The organism is Thioclava sp. FR2, from assembly GCF_051200875.1.
GTDB lineage: Bacteria > Pseudomonadota > Alphaproteobacteria > Rhodobacterales > Rhodobacteraceae > Pseudotabrizicola.
In genome coordinates this window covers 258,570-278,368 of the sequence record NZ_CP195191.1, presented here as the reverse complement: position 1 = coordinate 278,368, position 19,799 = coordinate 258,570, and the positions used below count along the sequence as shown (strand labels likewise).

The 19,799-nt window shown below is 59.1% G+C and carries 16 protein-coding genes and 1 other RNA gene; 5 read left to right on the top strand and 12 right to left on the bottom strand.

Features of this window, described 5'->3' with window-relative positions:
• Positions 1–3: 3 nt before the first annotated feature.
• The 4 genes from ACSBLW_RS01300 to ACSBLW_RS01285 all read right to left on the bottom strand — a co-directional run bounded on the left by ACSBLW_RS01300 (position 4) and on the right by ACSBLW_RS01285 (position 4,200).
• Positions 4–1,086 carry an ABC transporter ATP-binding protein gene (locus tag ACSBLW_RS01300; RefSeq protein WP_435258444.1) on the bottom strand — a complete coding sequence of 361 codons (1,083 nt, stop codon included), beginning with the start codon at positions 1,084–1,086 and terminating at the stop codon, positions 4–6.
• Between the two features lie 8 nt (positions 1,087–1,094).
• The gene (locus ACSBLW_RS01295; protein ID WP_435260007.1) at positions 1,095–1,976 is read right to left on the bottom strand and encodes a carbohydrate ABC transporter permease; all 882 of its coding nucleotides are present in this window, start codon (positions 1,974–1,976) and stop codon (positions 1,095–1,097) included.
• 19 nt (positions 1,977–1,995) lie between these two features.
• Entirely contained in the window at positions 1,996–2,889 is an 894-nt protein-coding gene (locus ACSBLW_RS01290) for a carbohydrate ABC transporter permease (protein WP_435260006.1), read from the bottom strand.
• Positions 2,890–2,970: 81 nt separating this feature from the next.
• Complete coding sequence (locus ACSBLW_RS01285; RefSeq protein WP_435258443.1) at positions 2,971–4,200, bottom strand: ABC transporter substrate-binding protein; 1,230 nt, start codon at positions 4,198–4,200, stop codon at positions 2,971–2,973.
• Between the two features lie 299 nt (positions 4,201–4,499).
• Here ACSBLW_RS01285 and ACSBLW_RS01280 point away from each other — a divergent pair, with 299 nt between their 5' ends.
• The 3 genes from ACSBLW_RS01280 (at position 4,500) to ACSBLW_RS01270 (ending at position 7,897) form a co-directional block, all read left to right on the top strand.
• Positions 4,500–5,570 carry a LacI family transcriptional regulator gene (locus ACSBLW_RS01280; protein ID WP_435258442.1) on the top strand — a complete coding sequence of 357 codons (1,071 nt, stop codon included), beginning with the start codon at positions 4,500–4,502 and terminating at the stop codon, positions 5,568–5,570.
• Entirely contained in the window at positions 5,567–6,622 is a 1,056-nt protein-coding gene (locus ACSBLW_RS01275; protein WP_435258441.1) for a sugar phosphate isomerase/epimerase family protein, read from the top strand. The genes ACSBLW_RS01280 and ACSBLW_RS01275 overlap by 4 nt, the downstream gene beginning before the upstream one ends.
• A 105-nt stretch (positions 6,623–6,727) precedes the next feature.
• Positions 6,728–7,897, top strand: coding sequence for a Gfo/Idh/MocA family protein (locus ACSBLW_RS01270; protein WP_435258440.1), 1,170 nt, complete (start codon positions 6,728–6,730; stop codon positions 7,895–7,897).
• A 25-nt stretch (positions 7,898–7,922) separates the two neighbouring features.
• On the opposite strand, the gene ACSBLW_RS01265 is transcribed toward ACSBLW_RS01270, so the two are convergent.
• From ACSBLW_RS01265 to acuI, 6 genes are all read right to left on the bottom strand, one after another.
• The gene (locus ACSBLW_RS01265) at positions 7,923–9,041 is read right to left on the bottom strand and encodes an NUDIX domain-containing protein (protein ID WP_435260005.1); all 1,119 of its coding nucleotides are present in this window, start codon (positions 9,039–9,041) and stop codon (positions 7,923–7,925) included.
• 31 nt (positions 9,042–9,072) lie between these two features.
• Positions 9,073–9,519 carry a TrgA family protein gene (locus tag ACSBLW_RS01260; protein WP_435258439.1) on the bottom strand — a complete coding sequence of 149 codons (447 nt, stop codon included), beginning with the start codon at positions 9,517–9,519 and terminating at the stop codon, positions 9,073–9,075.
• 33 nt (positions 9,520–9,552) lie between these two features.
• Positions 9,553–10,794 carry a class I SAM-dependent methyltransferase gene (locus tag ACSBLW_RS01255; RefSeq protein ID WP_435260004.1) on the bottom strand — a complete coding sequence of 414 codons (1,242 nt, stop codon included), beginning with the start codon at positions 10,792–10,794 and terminating at the stop codon, positions 9,553–9,555.
• 26 nt (positions 10,795–10,820) lie between these two features.
• Positions 10,821–12,239: a cryptochrome/photolyase family protein gene (locus tag ACSBLW_RS01250; RefSeq protein WP_435260003.1), complete on the bottom strand. Its 1,419-nt coding sequence runs from the start codon at positions 12,237–12,239 to the stop codon at positions 10,821–10,823.
• A 136-nt stretch (positions 12,240–12,375) separates the two neighbouring features.
• Positions 12,376–13,602, bottom strand: coding sequence for an aminotransferase class V-fold PLP-dependent enzyme (locus tag ACSBLW_RS01245; RefSeq protein ID WP_435258438.1), 1,227 nt, complete (start codon positions 13,600–13,602; stop codon positions 12,376–12,378).
• A 168-nt stretch (positions 13,603–13,770) separates the two neighbouring features.
• On the bottom strand, positions 13,771–14,760 hold the full coding sequence (gene acuI, locus ACSBLW_RS01240) for an acryloyl-CoA reductase (RefSeq protein WP_435258437.1): 990 nt from the start codon (positions 14,758–14,760) through the stop codon (positions 13,771–13,773).
• Positions 14,761–15,026: 266 nt separating this feature from the next.
• On the opposite strand from acuI, the gene ACSBLW_RS01235 reads away from it, so the two are divergent.
• Both ACSBLW_RS01235 and ssrA read left to right on the top strand, forming a co-directional pair.
• On the top strand, positions 15,027–16,073 hold the full coding sequence (locus tag ACSBLW_RS01235) for an extracellular solute-binding protein (protein ID WP_435260002.1): 1,047 nt from the start codon (positions 15,027–15,029) through the stop codon (positions 16,071–16,073).
• Between the two features lie 75 nt (positions 16,074–16,148).
• Positions 16,149–16,503: a transfer-messenger RNA gene (ssrA, locus tag ACSBLW_RS01230) on the top strand.
• A gap of 1,000 nt (positions 16,504–17,503) precedes the next feature.
• Here ssrA and ACSBLW_RS01225 read toward each other — a convergent pair.
• Together ACSBLW_RS01225 and ACSBLW_RS01220 are read right to left on the bottom strand one after the other, a co-directional pair.
• Positions 17,504–18,913, bottom strand: coding sequence for an FAD-binding oxidoreductase (locus ACSBLW_RS01225; protein ID WP_435258436.1), 1,410 nt, complete (start codon positions 18,911–18,913; stop codon positions 17,504–17,506).
• Between the two features lie 53 nt (positions 18,914–18,966).
• Entirely contained in the window at positions 18,967–19,767 is an 801-nt protein-coding gene (locus tag ACSBLW_RS01220; RefSeq protein WP_435258435.1) for an MBL fold metallo-hydrolase, read from the bottom strand.
• Positions 19,768–19,799: the final 32 nt, after the last annotated feature.

The following is a 19,799-nucleotide window of genomic DNA, read 5'->3' as shown; positions in this document are numbered from 1 at the left end:
GGATCAGATCCTTTGTTCCGTCCCGGCGTCAAAGACGCTGGCCTTTGTCATATCCACTTTCAGGTGTACTTCTGTCCCCCGCGCCAAACGACGCTCTACCGGAACCCGAACCGAAACCTGCCCGCCGCCTGCGGCAAACCAGACAAGACTGTCTGCCCCCATCGGCTCGTCCAGTTCCACGATCGCCGGAATGGTCTTGCCCGGTTCTTCGTGGTCCTGCACCACCAGATGTTCTGGCCGCAGACCCAGAACCGCCTTGTCACGCGCGCCAACCGCCCCGCCTTCGTATTCGGCAAGATCCAACTTGATCCCGCCCGGCAAGGCAAAGGCGCGGCCTCCATCGACCGTGGACCCGTTCAAGAAGTTCATCGACGGGCTGCCGATGAAGCCCGCCACGAACAAGTTCGACGGACGGTTGTAAATCTCTTGGGGCGCCGCCAATTGCTGGATCACGCCCCCGCGCATGACTGCAATTCGGTCTGCCAGCGTCAGCGCCTCGATCTGGTCATGAGTGACATAGACCATCGTGTTGTTAAGTTTGGCGTGCAAACGCTTGATTTCGACACGCAATTCGCTGCGCAGCTTGGCATCCAGGTTTGACAGGGGTTCGTCGAACAGGAACACATCCACATCGCGCACCAAAGCCCGGCCAATGGCCACACGCTGCCGCTGTCCGCCCGAAAGCGCCGCTGGTTTGCGGTCCAACAGCGGCCCGATCTGAAGAATTTCCGCCGCCCGCGCCACGCGCTTGTCGATTTCATCCTGCGGCATCCGGGCATTCTTCAGCCCGAAGGACAGGTTCCCCCGCACCGTCATCTGAGGATAAAGCGCATAAGACTGGAACACCATGCCTATCCCGCGCTCGCTGGGTTCAGACCAGGTCACGTTCTTGCCCTTGATCCAAATCTGCCCGTCCGAGATTTCCAACAAACCAGCAAGGCAATTCAACAGGGTCGACTTACCGCAACCCGACGGCCCAAGCAGAACGATGAATTCGCCTTCGGCCACGTCCAGATTCATCTTCTTCAGAACTGAGATAGCGCCGAAGTTAAGCGTCAAGTCTTTGACTTCGATTGAGTTTGCCATTGCTTCGCTTAGCCTTTCACGGCGCCTGCGGCGATACCGCGGACGAAAAGTTTGCCAGAGAGGAAGTAAATCACCAGCGGGACCAAACCGGTCAGCAGCGTGGCCGCCATGTTGACGTTATATTCCTTCACCCCTTGGACAGAGTTGACGATGTTGTTCAGCTGCACGGTCATCGGGTAAAGTTCCGGCTTCGTGTAGACGACGCCGAAAAGGAAGTCGTTCCAGATGCCCGTGACTTGCAGGATGATGGCCACGACGAAGATCGGCAGGCTCATCGGCAGCATGATGCGGAAATAGATACCCCAGAACCCGGCCCCGTCGACGCGCGCGGCCTTGAACAACTCTTCGGGGATCGAACTGAAATAGTTGCGAAACAGCAGCGTCAGAATGGGCATCCCGAAAATGGTGTGCACCATCACAAGGCCCCAAAGCGTGCCATAGATCCCCATTTCCCGCAGGATGATCACGATCGGATACAGCATGATCTGATAGGGAATGAACGAGCCAAAGATCAGAATGGTGAAGAACACCTCAGATCCTTTGAACTTCCAGTTGATCAGCGCATAGCCGTTCACGCTGGCAACCGCGATCGACAGCACCACCGAAGGGATCAGGATCTGGACTGAATTCCAGAACCCCCGCGAAAGACCGTCACAGTTCAGGCCCGTGCAAGCCTCGGCCCAGGCTTTGACCCAAGGCTGGAATGTGATTTCGACAGGCGGCGCAAAGATGTTGCCGATGCGGACCTCGGGCATCCCCTTCAGGCTGGTCATCACCATCACCCAAAGCGGCAGGATGTAATAGCAGGAAACCACCAGCAAGGTTCCGTAGATCATGATATTGCGGCCAGACAGCGCACGGCGCGGTTTGGGGCCGCGCGGGCCGGTCATGGCGGCAGAAGCGGTCAGGTCAGCCACGCTTTTTCCCTCCGAATTCAAGATAGGCCCAAGGGATCAGCACGATCAGGACCGAAAGAAGCATCATGGACGACGCGGCAAAGCCCTGCCCCAGATTCTGGGCCTGGAACATGTAGTCATAGACGTACATCGCAGGCACTTGGCTGGCATTGCCCGGCCCGCCCGAGGTTTGTGCCACGACCAGATCGTAAAGCTTGATAATGCCCGAGGCGACGATCACCAAAGTGGTCACAAAGACCGCCCGCATCATCGGGATAACGACATAGATATAGGTCTTCCACGTCGGGATACCGTCCACCCTCGCGGCTTTCCAGATGTCTTCGTCGATGCCACGAAGACCGGCCAGCATCAGACACATGACAAACCCGGTGCCTTGCCAAAGCCCTGCAATCAGAAGGCCGTAAAGCACAAGGTCGGGATTGTTCAGCGGGTCAAAGGTAAAGCTTTCCCAGCCAAGGCTTTGCACGATGTGCTGGATGCCGAATTGCGGGTTCAGGATCCACTGCCACACAAGCCCTGTCACAATGAAGGACAGCGCAAAGGGATACAGCATGATTGTCCGGAACGTGTCTTCGTAGCGGATTTTCTGATCCATCAGAACGGCCAGCAGAAAGCCGATGGCAATCGTGAACACCAGACTGAAAGAGCCGTAAATCAGCAGGTTCTTGATCGAGATCAGCCAGCGGGACGTTTCCCAAAGCCGCTCGTATTGGTCAAACCCAACCCATTTCAGTCTGGGCAACAACTTTGAATTGGTGAAACTGTAAAGCACCGTCCAGAAGGTGCCGCCAACAAAGATGACCAGTGCCGTCGCCACCATCGGCAACGCCGCCACTTTGGCGGTCAGATTTCGGAAAAGCCGGTTCGGCCTGCCATTTCCAGACATGCGCATCGTTCCCTAGTCGTAAGGTGGGGAAAGAAGGGCCGTCCCCCATTTCGGCGGACGGCCCCAAGGCTTAGGCCGGGATCAGAGACCCGACTTCAGGTTCTCAACCCACTTGGCATGGGCATCAGCCGGAGACATGTCGGACTTCCAGAATTCGACCATCAGGTCTTCGTTCTGCTTCTGGACGTCCGGCGACCAGTTCATGTCGCCCGACGGGACGATGTTGCCACCAGCCAGCACTTCCAGACCCTTCTTCATGCAGTCGTTCGCAGCAGCAAGGTCGATGTCGCCGCGGATCGGCAGCGAACCTTTCTTGAGGTTGAAGGCAACCTGCACTTCCGGCGAAACAAGCTGAGCTGCCAGACGCTTCTGAGCGGCTTCCTTTTCCGGATCGTCAAGCTTGGGGAAGTAGAAGGCGTCGCCGCCGGTCGAGATGTATTCGTTCAGGCCAAGACCCAGCAAGCAGGTGTAGTCCTTGCCAGCGACTTCACCAGCCACCTGGAATTCGCCCTGCGCCCAGTCACCCATGATCTGGCCAGCGGCCTGATCGGTGATGACGAGGTTCGTTGCCTGGTTCCAGTCCTGCACGGTCGACTTGCGGGCCAGTTCGCGGGCATCAGCCGCAGCTTGGAACACAGCTGCATATTCTGCGCCAGCCGCGACATCCATGTTCTTATCAACGTTCACGGCCTTCCATGCATCCAGACCGGCAACGGCGATCTGCATGGCACCGAAAGCGAGGTTCGACTGCCAAGGCTGGTTGCCCAGAGCCAGCGGGATCTTGCCAGCGGCATCAACCTGCGGGGCGCTTGCGACGAATTCGTTCCAGTTGGTCGGAACCGGAATGCCCAGATCCTCATAGACCTTGTTCGACAGCCACAGCCATTCCGGCGAGTGAATGTTCACAGGTGCACAATAGATTTTTCCGTCAACGGTGCAGGCATCCAGCAGCGATGGCGGATAGACAATGTCCTTCCAGTTGTTGGCTTCGGCCACATCGGTCAGGTCCAGCATCAGGCCAGCCTCAACCAATTCCAGCGCCTGCTGGCCATGGTTGAACTGGGTGGCGCCCATCGGGTCGCCGCCGGTGATGCGCGAAATCATGATCGGACGCGCAGTACCGCCACCGCCCGCGATGGCGCCGTCGATCCACTTGTCGCCCGAAGCATCGAACGCCTTGGCAAGCTCGGCCACGGCGGCGGCTTCACCACCCGAAGTCCACCAATGCGTGACTTCAAGTTCGGTCGCCGAAGCGGTCAAAGGCAGGGCCACCGATGCGGCAAGCATCGAGGCGATTTTAAGCGTCTTCATGTAGTCCTCCCGGTTTCTAAATCGTTATAGTGCTTTTCTATAACGTTATAGTTTTTTCAATCAAGAAATCTTTTCGCTTGTGAAGCCCCTCATCACGGGCGTTCAATAACCCTGAATATTGTCCGCCGCAGCGCAGTAAACCGAACACCGGAAACGAGAATGCCGCATTGCAGAACCGCCAGTTATTTGTTGCAAAGCAAGGCTTGCCGGCCCTGCTCTGCAGCGCGGCATTCTGCGGATGCGATGGGCCCCGAAAAGGTGCATTCGTGGGCCAGTGATTCGCGACAGCGGAGGAAAGCATGACCGAGGCGATCCAAAACCACTCCCTGGCGTCGCCGGCTGATTCGGATCATGAGCGCCCCACGCTCAAGACAATCGCCGCCGAAACCGGATATGCCGTGGCCACGGTCAGCCGCGCGTTGAAAGACGCGCCCGACATCGGAGAGGAAACCAAACGCCGGGTCCGAGAAGCGGCAAAGCGGCTTGGATACCGCCCAAACCGCGCCGGTGTGCGCCTGCGCACAGGAAAAACTAATGTGATCGCCTTGGTGCTCTCGACCGAGGCCGATCTGATGAACCACACCTCGCGGTTGCTTTATGCCATCGCTGCGGCGCTGCGCGGCACCTCGTACCATCTGATCGTCACACCGTTCTTTCCCGACCAAGACCCGATGGACCCGATCCGCTATATCGTCGAAACCGAAAGCGCCGATGCGATCATTCTGAACCAGACAAAGCCGGACGATCCGCGTGTGCGCTACATGCAAGAGCGTGGCTTTCCCTTTGCGACCCACGGACGCACTGAAATGGGGCTGGATCATCCCTATTTCGATTTCGACAACGAGGCTTTTGGCGAACTCTGTGTCAAAGCCCTTGCGGAACGCGACCGAAAGCGGCTGCTCCTCATTCCGCCTCCGCGCCATCACGCCTATTCCCGGCACATGATCAGCGGCTTTGCCCGCCAATCGGCCGAAGAAGGCGTGACCTTTGAAGTGGTGACCGAGGTCAGCTCGGACAGCGGCAGTGCCGAAGTCGAAGCCGCGATGATGAAGCGGCTGGCCCAATCCCCCAGACCCGATGGCATCGTTTGCGGCTCAACCAATTCGGCAATGGCGATGGTCTCGGCTGCAGAGCGATCCGGGCTGACACTGGGCAAAGAGATCGACATCGTTGCGAAAGAGGCCATCCGCTTTTTGCGCCGCTTCCGCCGCGAGATATTGATCGTCCACGAAGACGTTGGGCGGGCGGGCGATTTTCTGGCCCATGCGGTCGTCGCGGCCATCGAAAAGAATACGGAAACCGAAATGCAGGGCCTCGAGACGCCGACAGCGGTGGAACGGGCCAGCGATACCGAGGGAGAAGATAGTTGAAGGCAATTAAAGGACCGGCGCTCTTTCTGGCGCAATTCGCGGGCGACGAGGCCCCGTTCAACAGCTGGGAGTCCATCACCGAATGGGCGGCGGACTGCGGTTATGTCGGTGTTCAGATCCCCAGTTGGGATGGCCGTCTGTTTGATCTGGAAAAAGCAGCCAGCTCAAAAACCTATTGCGACGAAATCACCGGGGTTGCTGCGGCGAATGGAATCGCAATTACAGAACTTTCCACCCACCTTCAGGGTCAGTTGGTCGCCGTTCACCCCGCCTATGACACGGCCTTTGATGGCTTTGCCGCGCCTGCCGTTCGCGGCAACCCGAAAGCGCGGGCGGAATGGGCGGTCGATCAGGTCAAGAAGGCGCTGACCGCATCAAAAAACCTGGGCCTGACCGCTCAGGCCACGTTCTCTGGCGCGCTCGCCTGGCCCTATGTCTATCCGTGGCCACAGCGTCCGGCGGGACTGGTCGAAGAAGCCTTTGACGAGTTGGCGCGCCGTTGGATGCCGATCCTGGACCATGCCGAAGACTGCGGTGTGGACCTGTGCTACGAAATCCACCCCGGCGAAGACCTGCATGACGGCATCAGTTATGAGATGTTCCTTGATCGCGTCAAAGGCCACGCCCGGGCGAACATGTTGTACGACCCCAGCCACTATGTGCTGCAACACCTTGATTATCTGGAAAATATCGACATCTACCACGACCGGATCCGCATGTTCCACGTCAAGGATGCCGAACTGAACCCCACGGGACGGCAGGGTGTTTACGGCGGCTTCCAGTCTTGGGTCAACCGGGCCGGACGCTTCCGCAGCCTTGGTGACGGGCAAGTCGATTTCGGTGGAATCTTCTCGAAGCTCACCCAGTATGGTTTTGACGGCTGGGCTGTCGTGGAATGGGAATGCTGCCTGAAGCACCCCGAGGACGGGGCTCGGGAAGGATCAGATTTCGTGCGCGCGCATATGATCCGGGTTACGGAAAAGGCCTTTGACGATTTTGCGGGCGCTGGCACCGACCGGGCTGCAAACCGCAAGATGCTGGGACTGGATTGACACCGGGCAAAGGCGGGGGGCTCTGCCCCCCGAGCGTGTCTTGGCCAAGCCAAGACACTGCCCCCGGGATATTTGAAGACAGAAAATGACAGGGAGTTTCTGACGATGGCCATCACGGCAGCACATGTGGCGCGGGCGCCGCGCATTCGCCTTGGCATGGTGGGCGGCGGGCGTGACGCTTTTATCGGAGCCGTGCATCGCATCGCGGCGCGGATCGACGATCAATATGATCTGGTGGCGGGGTGTTTTTCGTCCAACGCCGAAAAATCGCTGGCTTCGGCGGCAGATCTGGGGGTGGGTCGAGCCTATACCAGCTTTGCCGAGATGGCCGCGCGCGAGTCACGCCGCAAGGATGGAATCGAGGCGGTGGCCATCGTCACGCCCAATCACATGCATGCCCCGGTGGCGATGCAATTCCTGAAACGCGGCGTCCATGTCATTTGCGACAAGCCGTTAACCCACAGCCTGCCCGAGGCCAAAAAGCTTGCCAGAGCCGCCGAGGCGAGTGGTGTGGTCTTTGCCTTGACCCACAATTACACCGGCTATCCGATGATCCGGCAAGCCAAGGCGATGGTCGATGCAGGGGAGTTGGGCGAAATCCGCCTTGTGCAGGTTGAGTATCCGCAAGACTGGCTGGCCGAACCATTGGAAGCCTCGGGTCAGAAGCAAGCCGATTGGCGCACCGATCCGGCCCGGTCCGGCGCAGGCGGTTCAACCGGCGATATCGGCACCCATGCCTATAACCTTGCCCGCTTTGTTTCGGGTCTGACACTGGCCGAATTGTCTGCCGATCTGCAAAGCTTTGTTCCGGGCCGCCGCGTGGATGACAACGGCCATGTGCTTTTGCGCTTTGAAGGTGGCGCGCGCGGGATGCTGTGGTGCAGTCAGGTGGCGGCGGGATGCGAAAACGGTTTGCGGCTGCGGGTCTTTGGCACCAAGGCCGGAATCGAATGGTCACAAGAAGACCCGAACTACCTTTTCGTGACCCCGCTTGGGGGCGAGCGGCGACGGATCACCCGTGGCGGCGGAGGGTCTGGTCCGGCAGCGGCGCGCATGACGCGCATCCCTCCGGGACACCCAGAAGGCTATCTGGAAGGCTTTGCCAATATCTATGCGGAAGCCGCCCGCGCCATTCTTGCCCGGCGCGACGGTCAAAGCGTTGATCCGGCAGTCACCTTCCCCGGACTGGCCGAAGGCGTGGAAGGCGTCGCCTTCGTCGAGGCCTGTGTACGGTCCAGCGCGCGCAACGCCGCTTGGGTAAAATTGAACCTCTGACCCGTCCCAAGTGAACGGGCCGGCCCTAGCAGGGTTGGCCCGAACGCAAGCGCGCCCGTTCGCGTTGCAGCCAGAAGGCTGTCAGCATCAACGGGCCATTTGAGATTTCGGCCGTTTCGACCAGTGACATCAGCTTATCAAAGGACAAGAGATGGCCTCTGATATCCTCGGCTTCCTCTGCAACGCCAAAGACGCCCTCGACACCGTCTGGCAGGTCGCAAAGCGCGACAAAATTATAAAGATATTCGGATTTTGCCCCCGGAGACGGGTAGAACTGTGTCACAGGCAGCAGTTGGCCCAGCGCAAGTCCAGCTTCTTCTATCGCTTCTCGGCGGGCGCAGTCTTCCGCCGTTTCGCCCGGATCAATACGACCGGCAATCGCCTCTAGCGACCAAGGATTGCGATCACCGCGCGCATATGGCCCCGCGCGGAATTGTTCGACCAGCAAGACCCGGTCCCGTGCCGGATCATAGGGCAGAACCGTCACGGCATCGCCCGAAATGAAGACCGCCCGATTGACCGGCGCGCTTAGTCCGCCATCGAACCTGCGAAAGCGCAGATCGTATTCCTCCACCGCAAAGAAATGGGCATAAGGCTGATGAAAGGCCATCAGCGCAACATCATCCGCTTTTGCCTGTCGTCGCAAGGCCGTGGGCGATGGATCACGCGCGGCGCGAACCCGGCTGTCGCCCCGCACCAACATCATCGGATAGCGGGCCAGAACATCCTCGGCAGGGACTTTCCCCATCAGGCGCATCACGTCCCGCGCTGTCGCCGTCACGGCATCCCCATAGCGTGACGCCCAGACCCCGATGTCCCAAGGATCTGCAGGTTCGAACACACCCGGAGAGGTGAAGAAGGCAAGCGCCCTCTTCGGGCCAGACTTGGTTTCGACCGTCACCTCACGCGTCAGAAAATCAAAACCACCTTCGTAGTAATCAAGACGGTCTTGATCCGATGGGCTTAGCTTTGTCACGACAAAGCCCTGCACCACCCCGGCCGGGGAGGCCACCAGCATTGGGTGCGGCCGTCCCTTGGCCCAATGGGCCGCCCAACCGGAAAGCGTTGCGGGGACCAAATCGACCTTCCGGCCCAGAACGATTTCCAGCAGTGGCGCATGGCACAGGGTGCCATAGAAAAACATGCTCACCGGCATTTACTGAAACCCTGTCCGCTTATTTCCAGCGATCTGCCGCGAACTTCGCCAATGCCCCGCCAAGCAGCCCCCCCAGCAGCAGGACGCCCAGAACACCGGGCGTGAAGATCGGGGTTCCCAAGGCCAAAGCACGGGCAAAGATATCCAGCAGCGCGTCTTGCAGGCCCTTGTAACGGCCATCCAGCGCCCGGCCCAGCATCTCCCAGATCGAATAGATTACCAGAACAACGAAAGCCAAGGTCACCGAGCAGCGCACCCCCGTTCCCATGGCCTCAACCGTTCCGCGCGGCTTCATCACGAATTCGCCCATCACGAACCAACCCGTCAAAAGACCAACTAGGGCAGAAACCTCACGCAACGGGCCTGCCGGTCGACCATCAGGAACCACGAACGCATATTGATCCGCCGCGACATAGGCGATGACTGCGAAGAGCAAGGCGGCAACCAACTTGGCTGCTGTTGGCATCCTGTTTCCTTCCGTCTGGCACGTTCGCCCGGATCAAACAGGGCGCGTCACTGTGAATTGCGTTACTCCACAGTTACCGCCGCGGAAAGCGCCAGCGCAAGAGGCAAGGTAAAAGTTCCACATTCTTCGAAAGCGTTCATCAAAGCCCATGGCAGAAATTTCGTCCCAACGGGCATTGAAAAGCTCATGCCAGATCCGCAGCGTCTTGCTGTAGCTTTCGCCGAAATCAAGCCAGCCGCGCACTGTCAGGCCGGCCCGACGCGCCTCGTCATTCAGACGGAAGGGCGCGGGCAACATGCCCCCCGGGAAGATGTATTTCTGGATAAAGTCCACGCCGCGGCGATAGGTGTTCCAACGGTGATCGGGAACCGTGATGATCTGCAAGGTCGCGTGGCGACCAGGCTTCAGGCACTGATGCAGCTTTTCGAAATAGGTGGGCCAATAGCCTTCCCCAACGGCTTCGAACATCTCGATGCTGGCAATGCCATCATATTGCCCGCGCTCATCGCGGTAGTCCTGCAGCTTGATCGTGACCTTGTCGCTCAGCCCCGCCTTTGCGATGCGGGCCACGGCAAAGTCATATTGCGCTTGCGAGATCGTCAGCGCCGTCACCCGAACCCCGCGCGTGCGTGCCGCATATTCGGCAAAGCCGCCCCAGCCACAACCAATTTCCAGAATATGGTCGCCCGGCACCGCACCAATCTGGTCAAGCATGCTTGCGTATTTCTGCTCTTGGGCCTTTTCCAGACTCTCGGACCCGCTTTGGAACAGGGCGCTGGAATAGGTCATGGTCTTGTCCAGCCACAGACTATAAAAGTCGTTGCCCAGATCATAATGGAACTGAATGTTCTTGCGCGCTTGCCGCTTGGAGTTGGACTGCATCCAGAACCGGAACCGCTCATAGGCCCGCAACAGGCGCATCCCTGGAAAGCCGTCATTGACGGCATTATTCGCGGGCAACTGGATCAGGTCCAGAAAGGCCTGAAGATCCGGCGTGCTCCACCAGCCTTCCAGATAGGCGTCACAGAAGCCCAGATCGCCTTCGCGCACCAGACGGGCGAACAAATCATCGTTGTGAATATGGATTTCAGCAGCAATCCCGGGGTTCTTGCCGACCAGCCGGAATTTGCGCCCATCGGACAGCACGAAATCCAATTGCCCCTCTTCCAGACGTCGGGCCACCTCGAACGCCGCGCCGAAATAGCGCGGCAAGCCGGATTGGCCCTTGGTCGTGGTCAGAACAACGCCCTGATCGCGGGACGGATCAACGGCAATCTCAGCCTCATCTGCGCGCCAATCTTTCACGAGTTTCGTCCTCCATAAGCTTCAAGAGCGCGCTCCCGTCCCGCCGACAGGTCGATCAGCGGCTCGGGATAACGGCGGTTCGGGTCCAGCTTCCACGACCGGGGGGCCGCCTCAAAGAACGACAGCGCCTCTGGGCCCGGTGTGCGGGAAAGCTCGGCTACAAAGCGGTGGCGATAGGCGTTTTGGGGATCAAACTTTTCTGCCTGCGTCGCCGGATTGAACACGCGGAAATAGGGGGCCGCATCTGGCCCAGATCCCGCAACCCATTGCCATCCCATCGCATTTGCCGCCGGATCCCAGTCAATCAAGCAGTCGGCAAACCAGTCCAAGCCTACCTTCCAATGGGTCAAAAGGTGCTTGGTCAGGTAGCTTGCCACAATCATCCGAACCCGATTGTGCATCCGTCCGGTGACGTAAAGCTCGCGCATCCCGGCATCGACGAAAGGCTCCCCCGTCATGCCACGGCGCCAGTATTCGGCCTCTTTGTTATCGTCGCGCCACGGGAACTGGTCCCATTCTTGCTTCCAGTTTTCAGTGGTGATCTGCGGCGTATGGTGCATCAAGTGATAGGCAAACTCGCGCCAGACCAATTCCTTCAGGAAATGCTCCGCCCCTTTTGCTCCGTCTTCCAGCGCGCGCCAGCCTGCATACCAGATGCGCCGGGGGCTGATTTCACCCCAAGCCAGGTTTTCCGACAGGCCCGAGGTTACATCCCGCGCCGGAAAGTCCCGCAACTCGGAATAAAGATCGACATTTTCGTCGATGAAACGGTGTAACCGCGCCGAGGCAGCCTCTTCGCCGACATGAAGATGCGGCAGCACCACTGCGGCCCCGCGCTTCATCGCAGCGCCCAGCGCCCAGTCCTTCAACGCCTCAGATCGCGGCATCTGATCGGGCGAGGAAAGCTTTGACGGCGCCGCCGCGACAGGCTCTTCAACCGAACGCCCCCGAACGGCTTTCCAGAATGGGGTATAGACCCGATAAAAGCCCCCCTGCCCGGTTTCCACCGTCCACGGCTCAAACAGCAGATGCCCGGCAAAACTGCGGGCCTCCAGCCCCTTGGCCTTCAAGGCGGATTTCACCGCCGCATCGCGCGCGACAGCCTTGGCATCATATTGACGCCCCCACCAAACCGATGTTGCGCCGGTCTCAGCGATCAGAGTCTCCAAAACGTCCAGCGCCGGCCCACGCCGCAGGATCAAGGTCGACCCGAGTTTCCCCAGCGACTTTGCAAGATACTCAACCCCCAAACCCAGTCGCCATTTCGGCGCCGCCCCAAGGCTTTCAGTTTCAGGATCAAGAATGAAAACCGGGATGATCGGGCGGCCAGAAGATGCGGCCTCTACCAGCATCGGGTTGTCGTCCAGACGCAGATCCCGACGGAACCACAGAAGCAGAGGAGAAGAAGTCATCAGGTCTCATCCGGTTGATTTCTAAAGATACGCGGCGAACCGAAGGTTGGATCATTCGGCTGATCAAATTTCAACACAGCGAGAGAATAGCACAAACGGTCCCCTTGCTCGACCATATCGGCAAGCAAGGGGATGTCCGTCAAAGCACGCGGTCCAGCGCAGAAATCAGGCGCTGCACATCTTCGGCACCGGTGTAATGCGTGGCGCTCATCCGCAGGACACCCTTTTCAAGGTCAATCCCCAAGGCGGTCAACGGACGCACGGCATAGAAATCCCCCGCCCAGCAGGCAATGCCGTGGCGGCCCAATTCCTCTGACACAGGCTCCGCTGCGCGGTTCAACTCCACAGCCACGGTCGGCGCCCGCCGCCCCGCCTCTGCCGGACCCAACAAGCGCAGGTCATTGCGGTTGCCTAGATAGTCCAACAGGGGCGCAATCACCGCCACCTCTTGCGCTCGCATCAGATCATGCACGCCTTGGTTCTGCGCGGCCGCATCGCCGATAATTCCATGCGACTTGGCGACGGCCTCGATGTAATCCGCCATCCCGGCACAAGCCGCTATCTGGGCATGATCCGGCCCCGCGGGCGTATGACGCTTGTAAAGCGTGCCGTGGTTGAAGAAATGCGCCTGCCCCGGCAGTTCCATCCCCCAGTCACGGCCCAGAACCATGATCCCCTGATGCGGGCCATAGGTCTTGTAGGCCGAAAACAGGTAAACATCGCAGCCAAGGCTTGGGATGTTCGGAAAGCCATGCGGCGCATAAGACACGCCATCGACCACCGTTCGCACGCCATGCGCCTTGGCAATCTTGCAGATCGCGGCCACGTCATTGATCTCGGCAATCACATTCGAGCAATGCGGAAAAGCCATCATCTGCACACGGCCATCGGCCATCAGATCGGTCAGATCTTCCGGGTTCAAACTGCCCGTGCCGGGATCAACCCGCCATTCGCGCACCTCAATCCCTTCCTCCGCCAAACGCCGCCAGACGCCGGAATTCGCCTCATGGTCTTGGTCCGTCACGATGATCGCGGCATTTGCCCCGCGCAGCCACTGCCGCACCGCTTGGGCCAGCACATAGGTATTGGCACTGGTCGAAGGCCCGAACGACACTTCTTCGCGCGCCACTCCCATCATCGCGGCCAGACGGGTCCGCGCCTCATCCATCTCTGCCCCACCGGCCTGCGCCCCCGGATAGGGCCCATAGGGTTGCACCTTCCGGTCCAGATAGAACCGATGCAGCCGATCCACCACCTGCTGACAAGGATAGCTGCCTCCTGCGTTTTCAAAGAACGCATGCGAGGACAGGACCGGCGACTGAAACGCCGGGAACTGCGAACGAACGAAATTAAGATCAAGGGCCATGTTCTGCACCATTTCTGTGCCGCCCCTTGGCCCAAGCTGCCGCACAGCTGGGAAACCCAAGGCTGCGGCAGGTCTTCCAGCCAGACCGGCGGGTGTCTCCCCGCCGACCAGACCCCGCAACGCGGGATCACCCAAAGTGGTAGCGGGCGAATGGCCCGCCCGCAAGCCTCAGCGCGTCACATCAACAACGACACGCCCCTGCACCCCGCCTTTCAGGATCGCGGCCCCCAGTTCAGGCAAATCAGACAGCCCGGCAGGGCGGATCATCGCCTCCAGCTTGTCCATCGGCAGGTCCGACGCTATGCGGCCCCAGGCACGCACCCGGTCCTCATAGGGGCGCATAACGGAATCGATGCCCAGCAGGTTCACGCCACGCAACAGGAAGGGAACCACCGTCGCCGGCAAAGCGGCGCCTCCCGCCAATCCAACCGCAGCGACCGAGGCGCCATATTTCATCTGCCCCAAAACGCGGGCCAGCATCGCGCCCCCCACGGCATCCACACATCCGGCCCAGGTTTCCGTTTCCAGCGGGCGCTTCACCGTCTCGGCCAATTCCTCCCGCGCGACGATCCGACTTGCGCCAAGGCTGGTCAGATAATCCGCCGTCTCGGGCCGCCCGGTCACAGCCGCCACCTGATAGCCAAGCCGCGCCAGGATCGCCACGGCCACCGACCCCACGCCGCCGGCCGCGCCCGTCACCAGAACCTCTCCCTTTTCCGGTGTCAGCCCGTGATCTTCCAGCGCCATTACCGCCAGCATCGAGGTAAAGCCCGCAGTTCCCACCGCCATCGCCTGACGCGCCGAAATTCCGTCGGGCAGTGGCACCAGCCAATCAGCCTTGACCCGCGCCTTTTCGGCATAACCGCCCCAATGCACCTCGCCCACGCGCCAACCAGTCAGCACAACCCGGTCGCCCGGCGCATATCTTGCATCCGTTGACGCCTCGACCACGCCCGCAAAGTCGATCCCCGGCACATGCGGATAATTGCGCACGAGGCCCCCACCATTGGCCGAAAGGCACAGACCGTCCTTGTAGTTCAGGGTTGAAAACTCCACACGCACGGTCACATCCCCCACAGGCAAGAGATCTTCGCTCACCTCGCCAACCCGGGCCTTGGCCAGTCCATCTTCACCCTTTTCCATCACCAAGGCGCGCATGCGAATCCTCCCTTGCCCAAAGGCCCATCTCGTTTTCAGTCGCGCCAATTTTCAGCGCATTCAGCAGGCAAAAGGAACCCCCTAACGTCCAGGTTTGCCTGTCAGAAAGCAGATTCAAGAATTCCCGCTTGGGAATTTGATCATTTTTTTGCTATATCGAACCCATAGCTTGTGAGACTGCAAATCCTGCACTAGCTTCCCACCAAGGCCGTAACAGATGGGGAATTGCGGCCAGACGTCCAACAGACAGGAGTACGAACTTGAAGATCAAAACCACTCTTTTCGCTGGCGCCATTTCGGCCCTGACCTTGACCTCGGCCGCACAGGCCGCCGACGCAGACCTGCTGGTCTTCGACTGGGCCGGTTGGGAAATCGAAGGCGTTCTGACCGACTATGTGGCCAAGCATGGCCAGAATCCGACCTATTCCTTCTTCGGCGATGATGACGAAGCCTTCCAAAAGGTCTCGTCGGGCTTCAAGGCAGATGTCGGCCACCCCTGCGTCGCCTCGCTGCCGCGCTATCGCGAAGCTGGCCTGATCGAGCCGTGGGATACCTCGAAAATCACCGAATTCGGCAACATCGCACCGAACCTTCTGAACTCGAACCTCATCAAGGATGATGGCGGCGTCTGGTTCATCCCGACCGACTACGCCTATACCGCCACCGCCTATAACAAAGATCAGGTTCCGGCCGAAGACGTCGCTTCGCTCAGCGTTTTCACCAATCCGAAATATGCGGGCCGCATCTCGCTGCCGGACTCGTCCGATGACATCTGGTCGCTCGCCTTCCTTGCCACCGGCGTCACCGACTGGTCGAACGTCACGGATGAGCAGTTCGCTGCCGCCGGCGCTTGGCTGCGCGAAGCCCACAAGAACGTCCGCGCCTATTGGTCGGACCCGGCAGAAATGTCGCAACTGATGGCCACCGGCGAAGTGCTGGTGTCGTGGTCGTGGAATGACGGCGTGGCGCTCCTGCAGGCCGAAGGCTTCCCGGTTGGCTTTGAACGCTCGCCCGCCGAAGGCTCGTCGACCTGGTTCTGCGGTTTCGTGAACTTCAAGGACGGCCCGGGCAACGAAGACAAGGCCTACGACTTCATCAACTCGCTGCTCGCCCATGGCTCGGCCAAGGCTCTCTTGGACGAACTGGGATATGCCCATTCGAACAACGCCGCCATGGCCACCATCTCGGAAGAAGAGATGAAAGCCGCCTTCGTTGACCCGATCACCACCACCGTTCTGGCCCAGACCCCGGTTTCGGCTGAATTCCGTGAAAAGATGATCAACGAATTCGAACTGATCAAGTCGGGCTTCTGATCTTCCCAGCATCGCAAAGAACGCCCGGGGGAAACCTCGGGCGTTTTTCTTTGTGGTGGCCGTTTTTCTTTGTGGCGGCTTGTGGCCGCCCGTCGCCCGCCCTATATTCCCCCTGTTCGGGTTCGCCCGGACTATGGCGATAAACGCACCTGGAATAGACGGCTCGGACCCGGGGGCGGTACCCGGCGGCTCCACCAAATCACCCGACGTTGCGGGGGCTTGGGGCCGAAATAGGATCGACGAACGTTCAAAGAGGCCAGCTTTCGCTCGGTGAGCTACCACCGTTATCGGTGCAAAAGTACAGTTGCCAACGACAACCGTGCTCCGGTCGCTCTGGCTGCGTAAGCAGCTCGAAAGATCGAAACTTAAGTCCTTACGCTTAGCCGCCTAAGGCGGGGTTCGCAGGTACCTGGCAACAGAAACCTGCACTTTCCCCTTCTCCGCGCCGTAGGTCGGGCTTCAGCCCGAAACCGTGAGTATAGGTGAGAACCTGCCTCACTCCCGAACGCACCTCGCTTCCCCCAAAGGCCCACAAAAGACCGATCCGGGTCAAACAGAGTCAACCAGTTGGCCGGAACAGAGAAGCGCCCACAGAAACGAAAAAGCGAAAGTTACGACGGCTTCAAAATCTCCTTGAAGTCACGAGGCAGATAGAGAATCTGCTGTTTCTTTGCTAAAATTGTTCGATGGCATCTCAACTAAATATGCGCAATTTGCCTTGCAGTTACAAAGCCGCAAACGACCCGTCTGGCCGCCGTAGATGTTACCCTGTGCAAGAAAAATGAATGAAACAGGGCGGATCGCTCATTAAGAAACGAGAGGCTGGGAAATGAAAAGTAATGTTTCAAAATACCTACTCTTGTCACTTGCCGCTGCTTCATTATTGATTTCATTGATGATCAACGCATTAATATCGTCGGTTGGATCAATTGCTGAAGGTTCTGATATATTGAGCCTCGCAATCTTCTTCATGCTATTAAATATAATCGACTATATTCTCGCTTTTGCCTTCACCTACACTCTATCCCGAAGCAAGATAGTTTTTTTCATCCTATCTCTCATATTTTGCGTCGCAATTTTTCCAACAGGTTGGGTTGTTCTCTTTCTGGGCCTTCCTTTTGCATTTGCATCAATACAAGCATTCCGGCGAGCGCACGCGATCGTCTAGGGTCCGGACGTGTATTGGCGGCGATACGAGAACGGGCCTAGCCCGTAGATATGTTGGTCGGTGGAAACGTTAAAACCGAGCATCAAGCCGAGCGACATCATTTACCACTTGGCGCTCAATTGACATTTTCAGACGATCTTCGCACAGAGAAACAGGCTGGCAGCCCGCTCACCGCCCCCAATCCTTAAAAATCCGTAAATCCCCGAAGATAACCCACTGATTTATCTTATAATAAAAAACGTCCCCGACGGGGACGCTCTTTTCAGGCTTGCAAAACAGCCCCCGGATTCATGATCCCCAACGGGTCCAGCGCCACCTTTATCGCCCGCATCGCAGCCAGTTTTGCGGGGTCGCCGTATTTCTCAAGGTCCGACACTTTCAACCGCCCGATCCCATGCTCGGCACTGACCGACCCGCCCAACTCATCGACGATATCATGGACGCAAGCCTTGATCTGATCGCGCTGATGCTCGTGATCCTTGCGGCTTTTCCCCGGCACCGGAAAGACATTGAAATGCAGGTTCCCATCGCCAAGGTGACCAAAGCAGTTGATCCGGAACTGGCCGATCTTGGACAGGGCTTCCGTTGCCCGCGGGATGAACCCCGCGATCTCGGACAGCGGCAGGCTGATATCATGGCTGGAAATCGCGCCGATCTTGCGGTTCGCCTGCGGGATCGTCTCGCGGATCTTCCACAACGCCGCCCGCTGCGCCTCATTGGCGGCAATCACCCCATCAGTGACCAGCCCCGCATCATCCGCCTCGGCATAAAGCATGGCGAGCGCTTCTTCGGCCTCGATCTCGCGCGGCAGGCCCAGATCCAGCAGCACAGACCATTCCGGAAGCGGAGACAGCGGCACCGTGGTCTGGGGCATGGTTTCCTCGATGAACTCATACCCGGCCCGGTGGATCAGTTCAAAGGCCGAGATCATGCCCGACAACCGCCCCTCGGCCAAAGCCAAGAGTTTCAGAGCCGCATCCGGCGAGGGCACGGCAACCAGTGCCGAAACCCGCGATGCAGGCCGAGGGAACAGCCGCAGGCTGACCGCTGTGATGATCCCAAGCGTCCCTTCCGAGCCGATCAGAAGGTGGCGCAAATCATATCCCGTATTGTCCTTCCGAAGCCTCTTCAGCCCGTTGAAGATCGAGCCATCCGGCATCACCGCCTCGATCCCCAGAACCAGATCGCGGGTATTGCCATAGCGAAGAACATTTACCCCGCCCGCATTAGCCGCAAGATTGCCACCAATCCGCGCCGAGCCTTCCGAGGCGAGAGAAAGCGGAAAGAGCCGCCCCAGTTTCTCGGCTTCCTCCTGCACGTTTTGCAGGATCATCCCAGCCTCGACGACCAGAACGTTTTCTGAGGGATAGGCCCCACGCAGGGCCGTCATCCGTTCCAGCGACAGGATAAGCGGCTCTGGCCCGTCGGGCGACAACTGCCCACCCACCAATCCGGTCCCGCCTCCAAGCGGCACGATCCCGACCCGAGCATCTGCACAGGCTTTGACCACGGCAGACACCTCTGCCGTCGTACGCGGGCAGGCGACGGCCCTGCCCTGCCCAACCCAACGCCCGCGAGGTTCTTCCAGATCACGCGGTTCGGCGTCCCGAAGAAGGCCCGGAATCGCGGCACTTAGTGTTTGAAGAAACTCGGGCGAAATCGGATTCAGCATGGCGGCACTCCTTCGCGCCCTGCTTACGGCAGCCCAGAAGGAAACGGAACCACTCAGTCGATCTCGTCGGGTTCCAAGACCATAATTGTCGGCCGCCGCGGCAGATCACCCAATGATACTACCAATTCGGAAATTCCCGGACGGACGACATCAAAGGCACCGTCGATATCGGCCAGAAACACCTCAAGGGAACTGCCCGAGAACCAGTGCATTGGGATCACGATAGACGACCGGAAACGTTTGACCACTTCGGCCATTTCCTCCGTCGCCATGGTATATCCACCGTCGACCGGAACCAAGATCACGTCCAGTCGACCGATGCTGGCATATTGTGCATCATCCGGCGGGTGATGCAGGTGGCCCAGATGCCCGATGCAGAGCCCCCCAGCCTCAAAAACGAAAACCGAATTTCCATTCTCGCGAACAGCTCCAGAGCGCGAGCGGACATCGGTGTGGACGTTACGCACAAGCATTTCACCCAAATCAAGCTCGTGCTGGATCGGTCCGGCCGCGCCAGCCCATCCTTCCAAAACGTTGGGGATGCGCGGATCAGGATAGGCCGACCAATGGGTGATATGGGCGTTGTTCATGGTGACCACGTCAGGCACCCAATCCTTTCGCCCGGTGTAACCGTTATAGTCGGTCACCGCAGTCACCCCTCCCGGCGTTTCGATCACGAAACTGGAATGATCAATGTAATGAATGCGGACGTGATCCTGTTCCAGCGCATCGCCGAGGCCCGCGCGAAACAGCCGTTCTGGCCCTTGCGCAATGGCATGGCAATGGCTTGGTATGCGCTCTTGGGCCATCACAGGCCAAGCCAGCATGAGCGCGGGAAGAAGTGTCAGCCGCATCATTCCCTCCATCTTTAGATAAGACGATAGCA

What these genes read in the sequence shown, in the direction of transcription:
- ACSBLW_RS01300 (WP_435258444.1), bottom strand. Translation starts at nt 1,086, where the DNA reads ATGGCAAACTCAATCGAAGTCAAAGACTTGACGCTTAACTTCGGCGCT.
- ACSBLW_RS01295 (WP_435260007.1), bottom strand. Translation starts at nt 1,976, where the DNA reads ATGACCGGCCCGCGCGGCCCCAAACCGCGCCGTGCGCTGTCTGGCCGC.
- ACSBLW_RS01290 (WP_435260006.1), bottom strand. Translation starts at nt 2,889, where the DNA reads ATGTCTGGAAATGGCAGGCCGAACCGGCTTTTCCGAAATCTGACCGCC.
- ACSBLW_RS01285 (WP_435258443.1), bottom strand. Translation starts at nt 4,200, where the DNA reads ATGAAGACGCTTAAAATCGCCTCGATGCTTGCCGCATCGGTGGCCCTG.
- ACSBLW_RS01280 (WP_435258442.1), top strand. Translation starts at nt 4,500, where the DNA reads ATGACCGAGGCGATCCAAAACCACTCCCTGGCGTCGCCGGCTGATTCG.
- ACSBLW_RS01270 (WP_435258440.1), top strand. Translation starts at nt 6,728, where the DNA reads ATGGCCATCACGGCAGCACATGTGGCGCGGGCGCCGCGCATTCGCCTT.
- ACSBLW_RS01265 (WP_435260005.1), bottom strand. Translation starts at nt 9,041, where the DNA reads ATGTTTTTCTATGGCACCCTGTGCCATGCGCCACTGCTGGAAATCGTT.
- ACSBLW_RS01260 (WP_435258439.1), bottom strand. Translation starts at nt 9,519, where the DNA reads ATGCCAACAGCAGCCAAGTTGGTTGCCGCCTTGCTCTTCGCAGTCATC.
- ACSBLW_RS01245 (WP_435258438.1), bottom strand. Translation starts at nt 13,602, where the DNA reads ATGGCCCTTGATCTTAATTTCGTTCGTTCGCAGTTCCCGGCGTTTCAG.
- acuI (WP_435258437.1), bottom strand. Translation starts at nt 14,760, where the DNA reads ATGCGCGCCTTGGTGATGGAAAAGGGTGAAGATGGACTGGCCAAGGCC.
- ACSBLW_RS01225 (WP_435258436.1), bottom strand. Translation starts at nt 18,913, where the DNA reads ATGCTGAATCCGATTTCGCCCGAGTTTCTTCAAACACTAAGTGCCGCG.
- ACSBLW_RS01220 (WP_435258435.1), bottom strand. Translation starts at nt 19,767, where the DNA reads ATGCGGCTGACACTTCTTCCCGCGCTCATGCTGGCTTGGCCTGTGATG.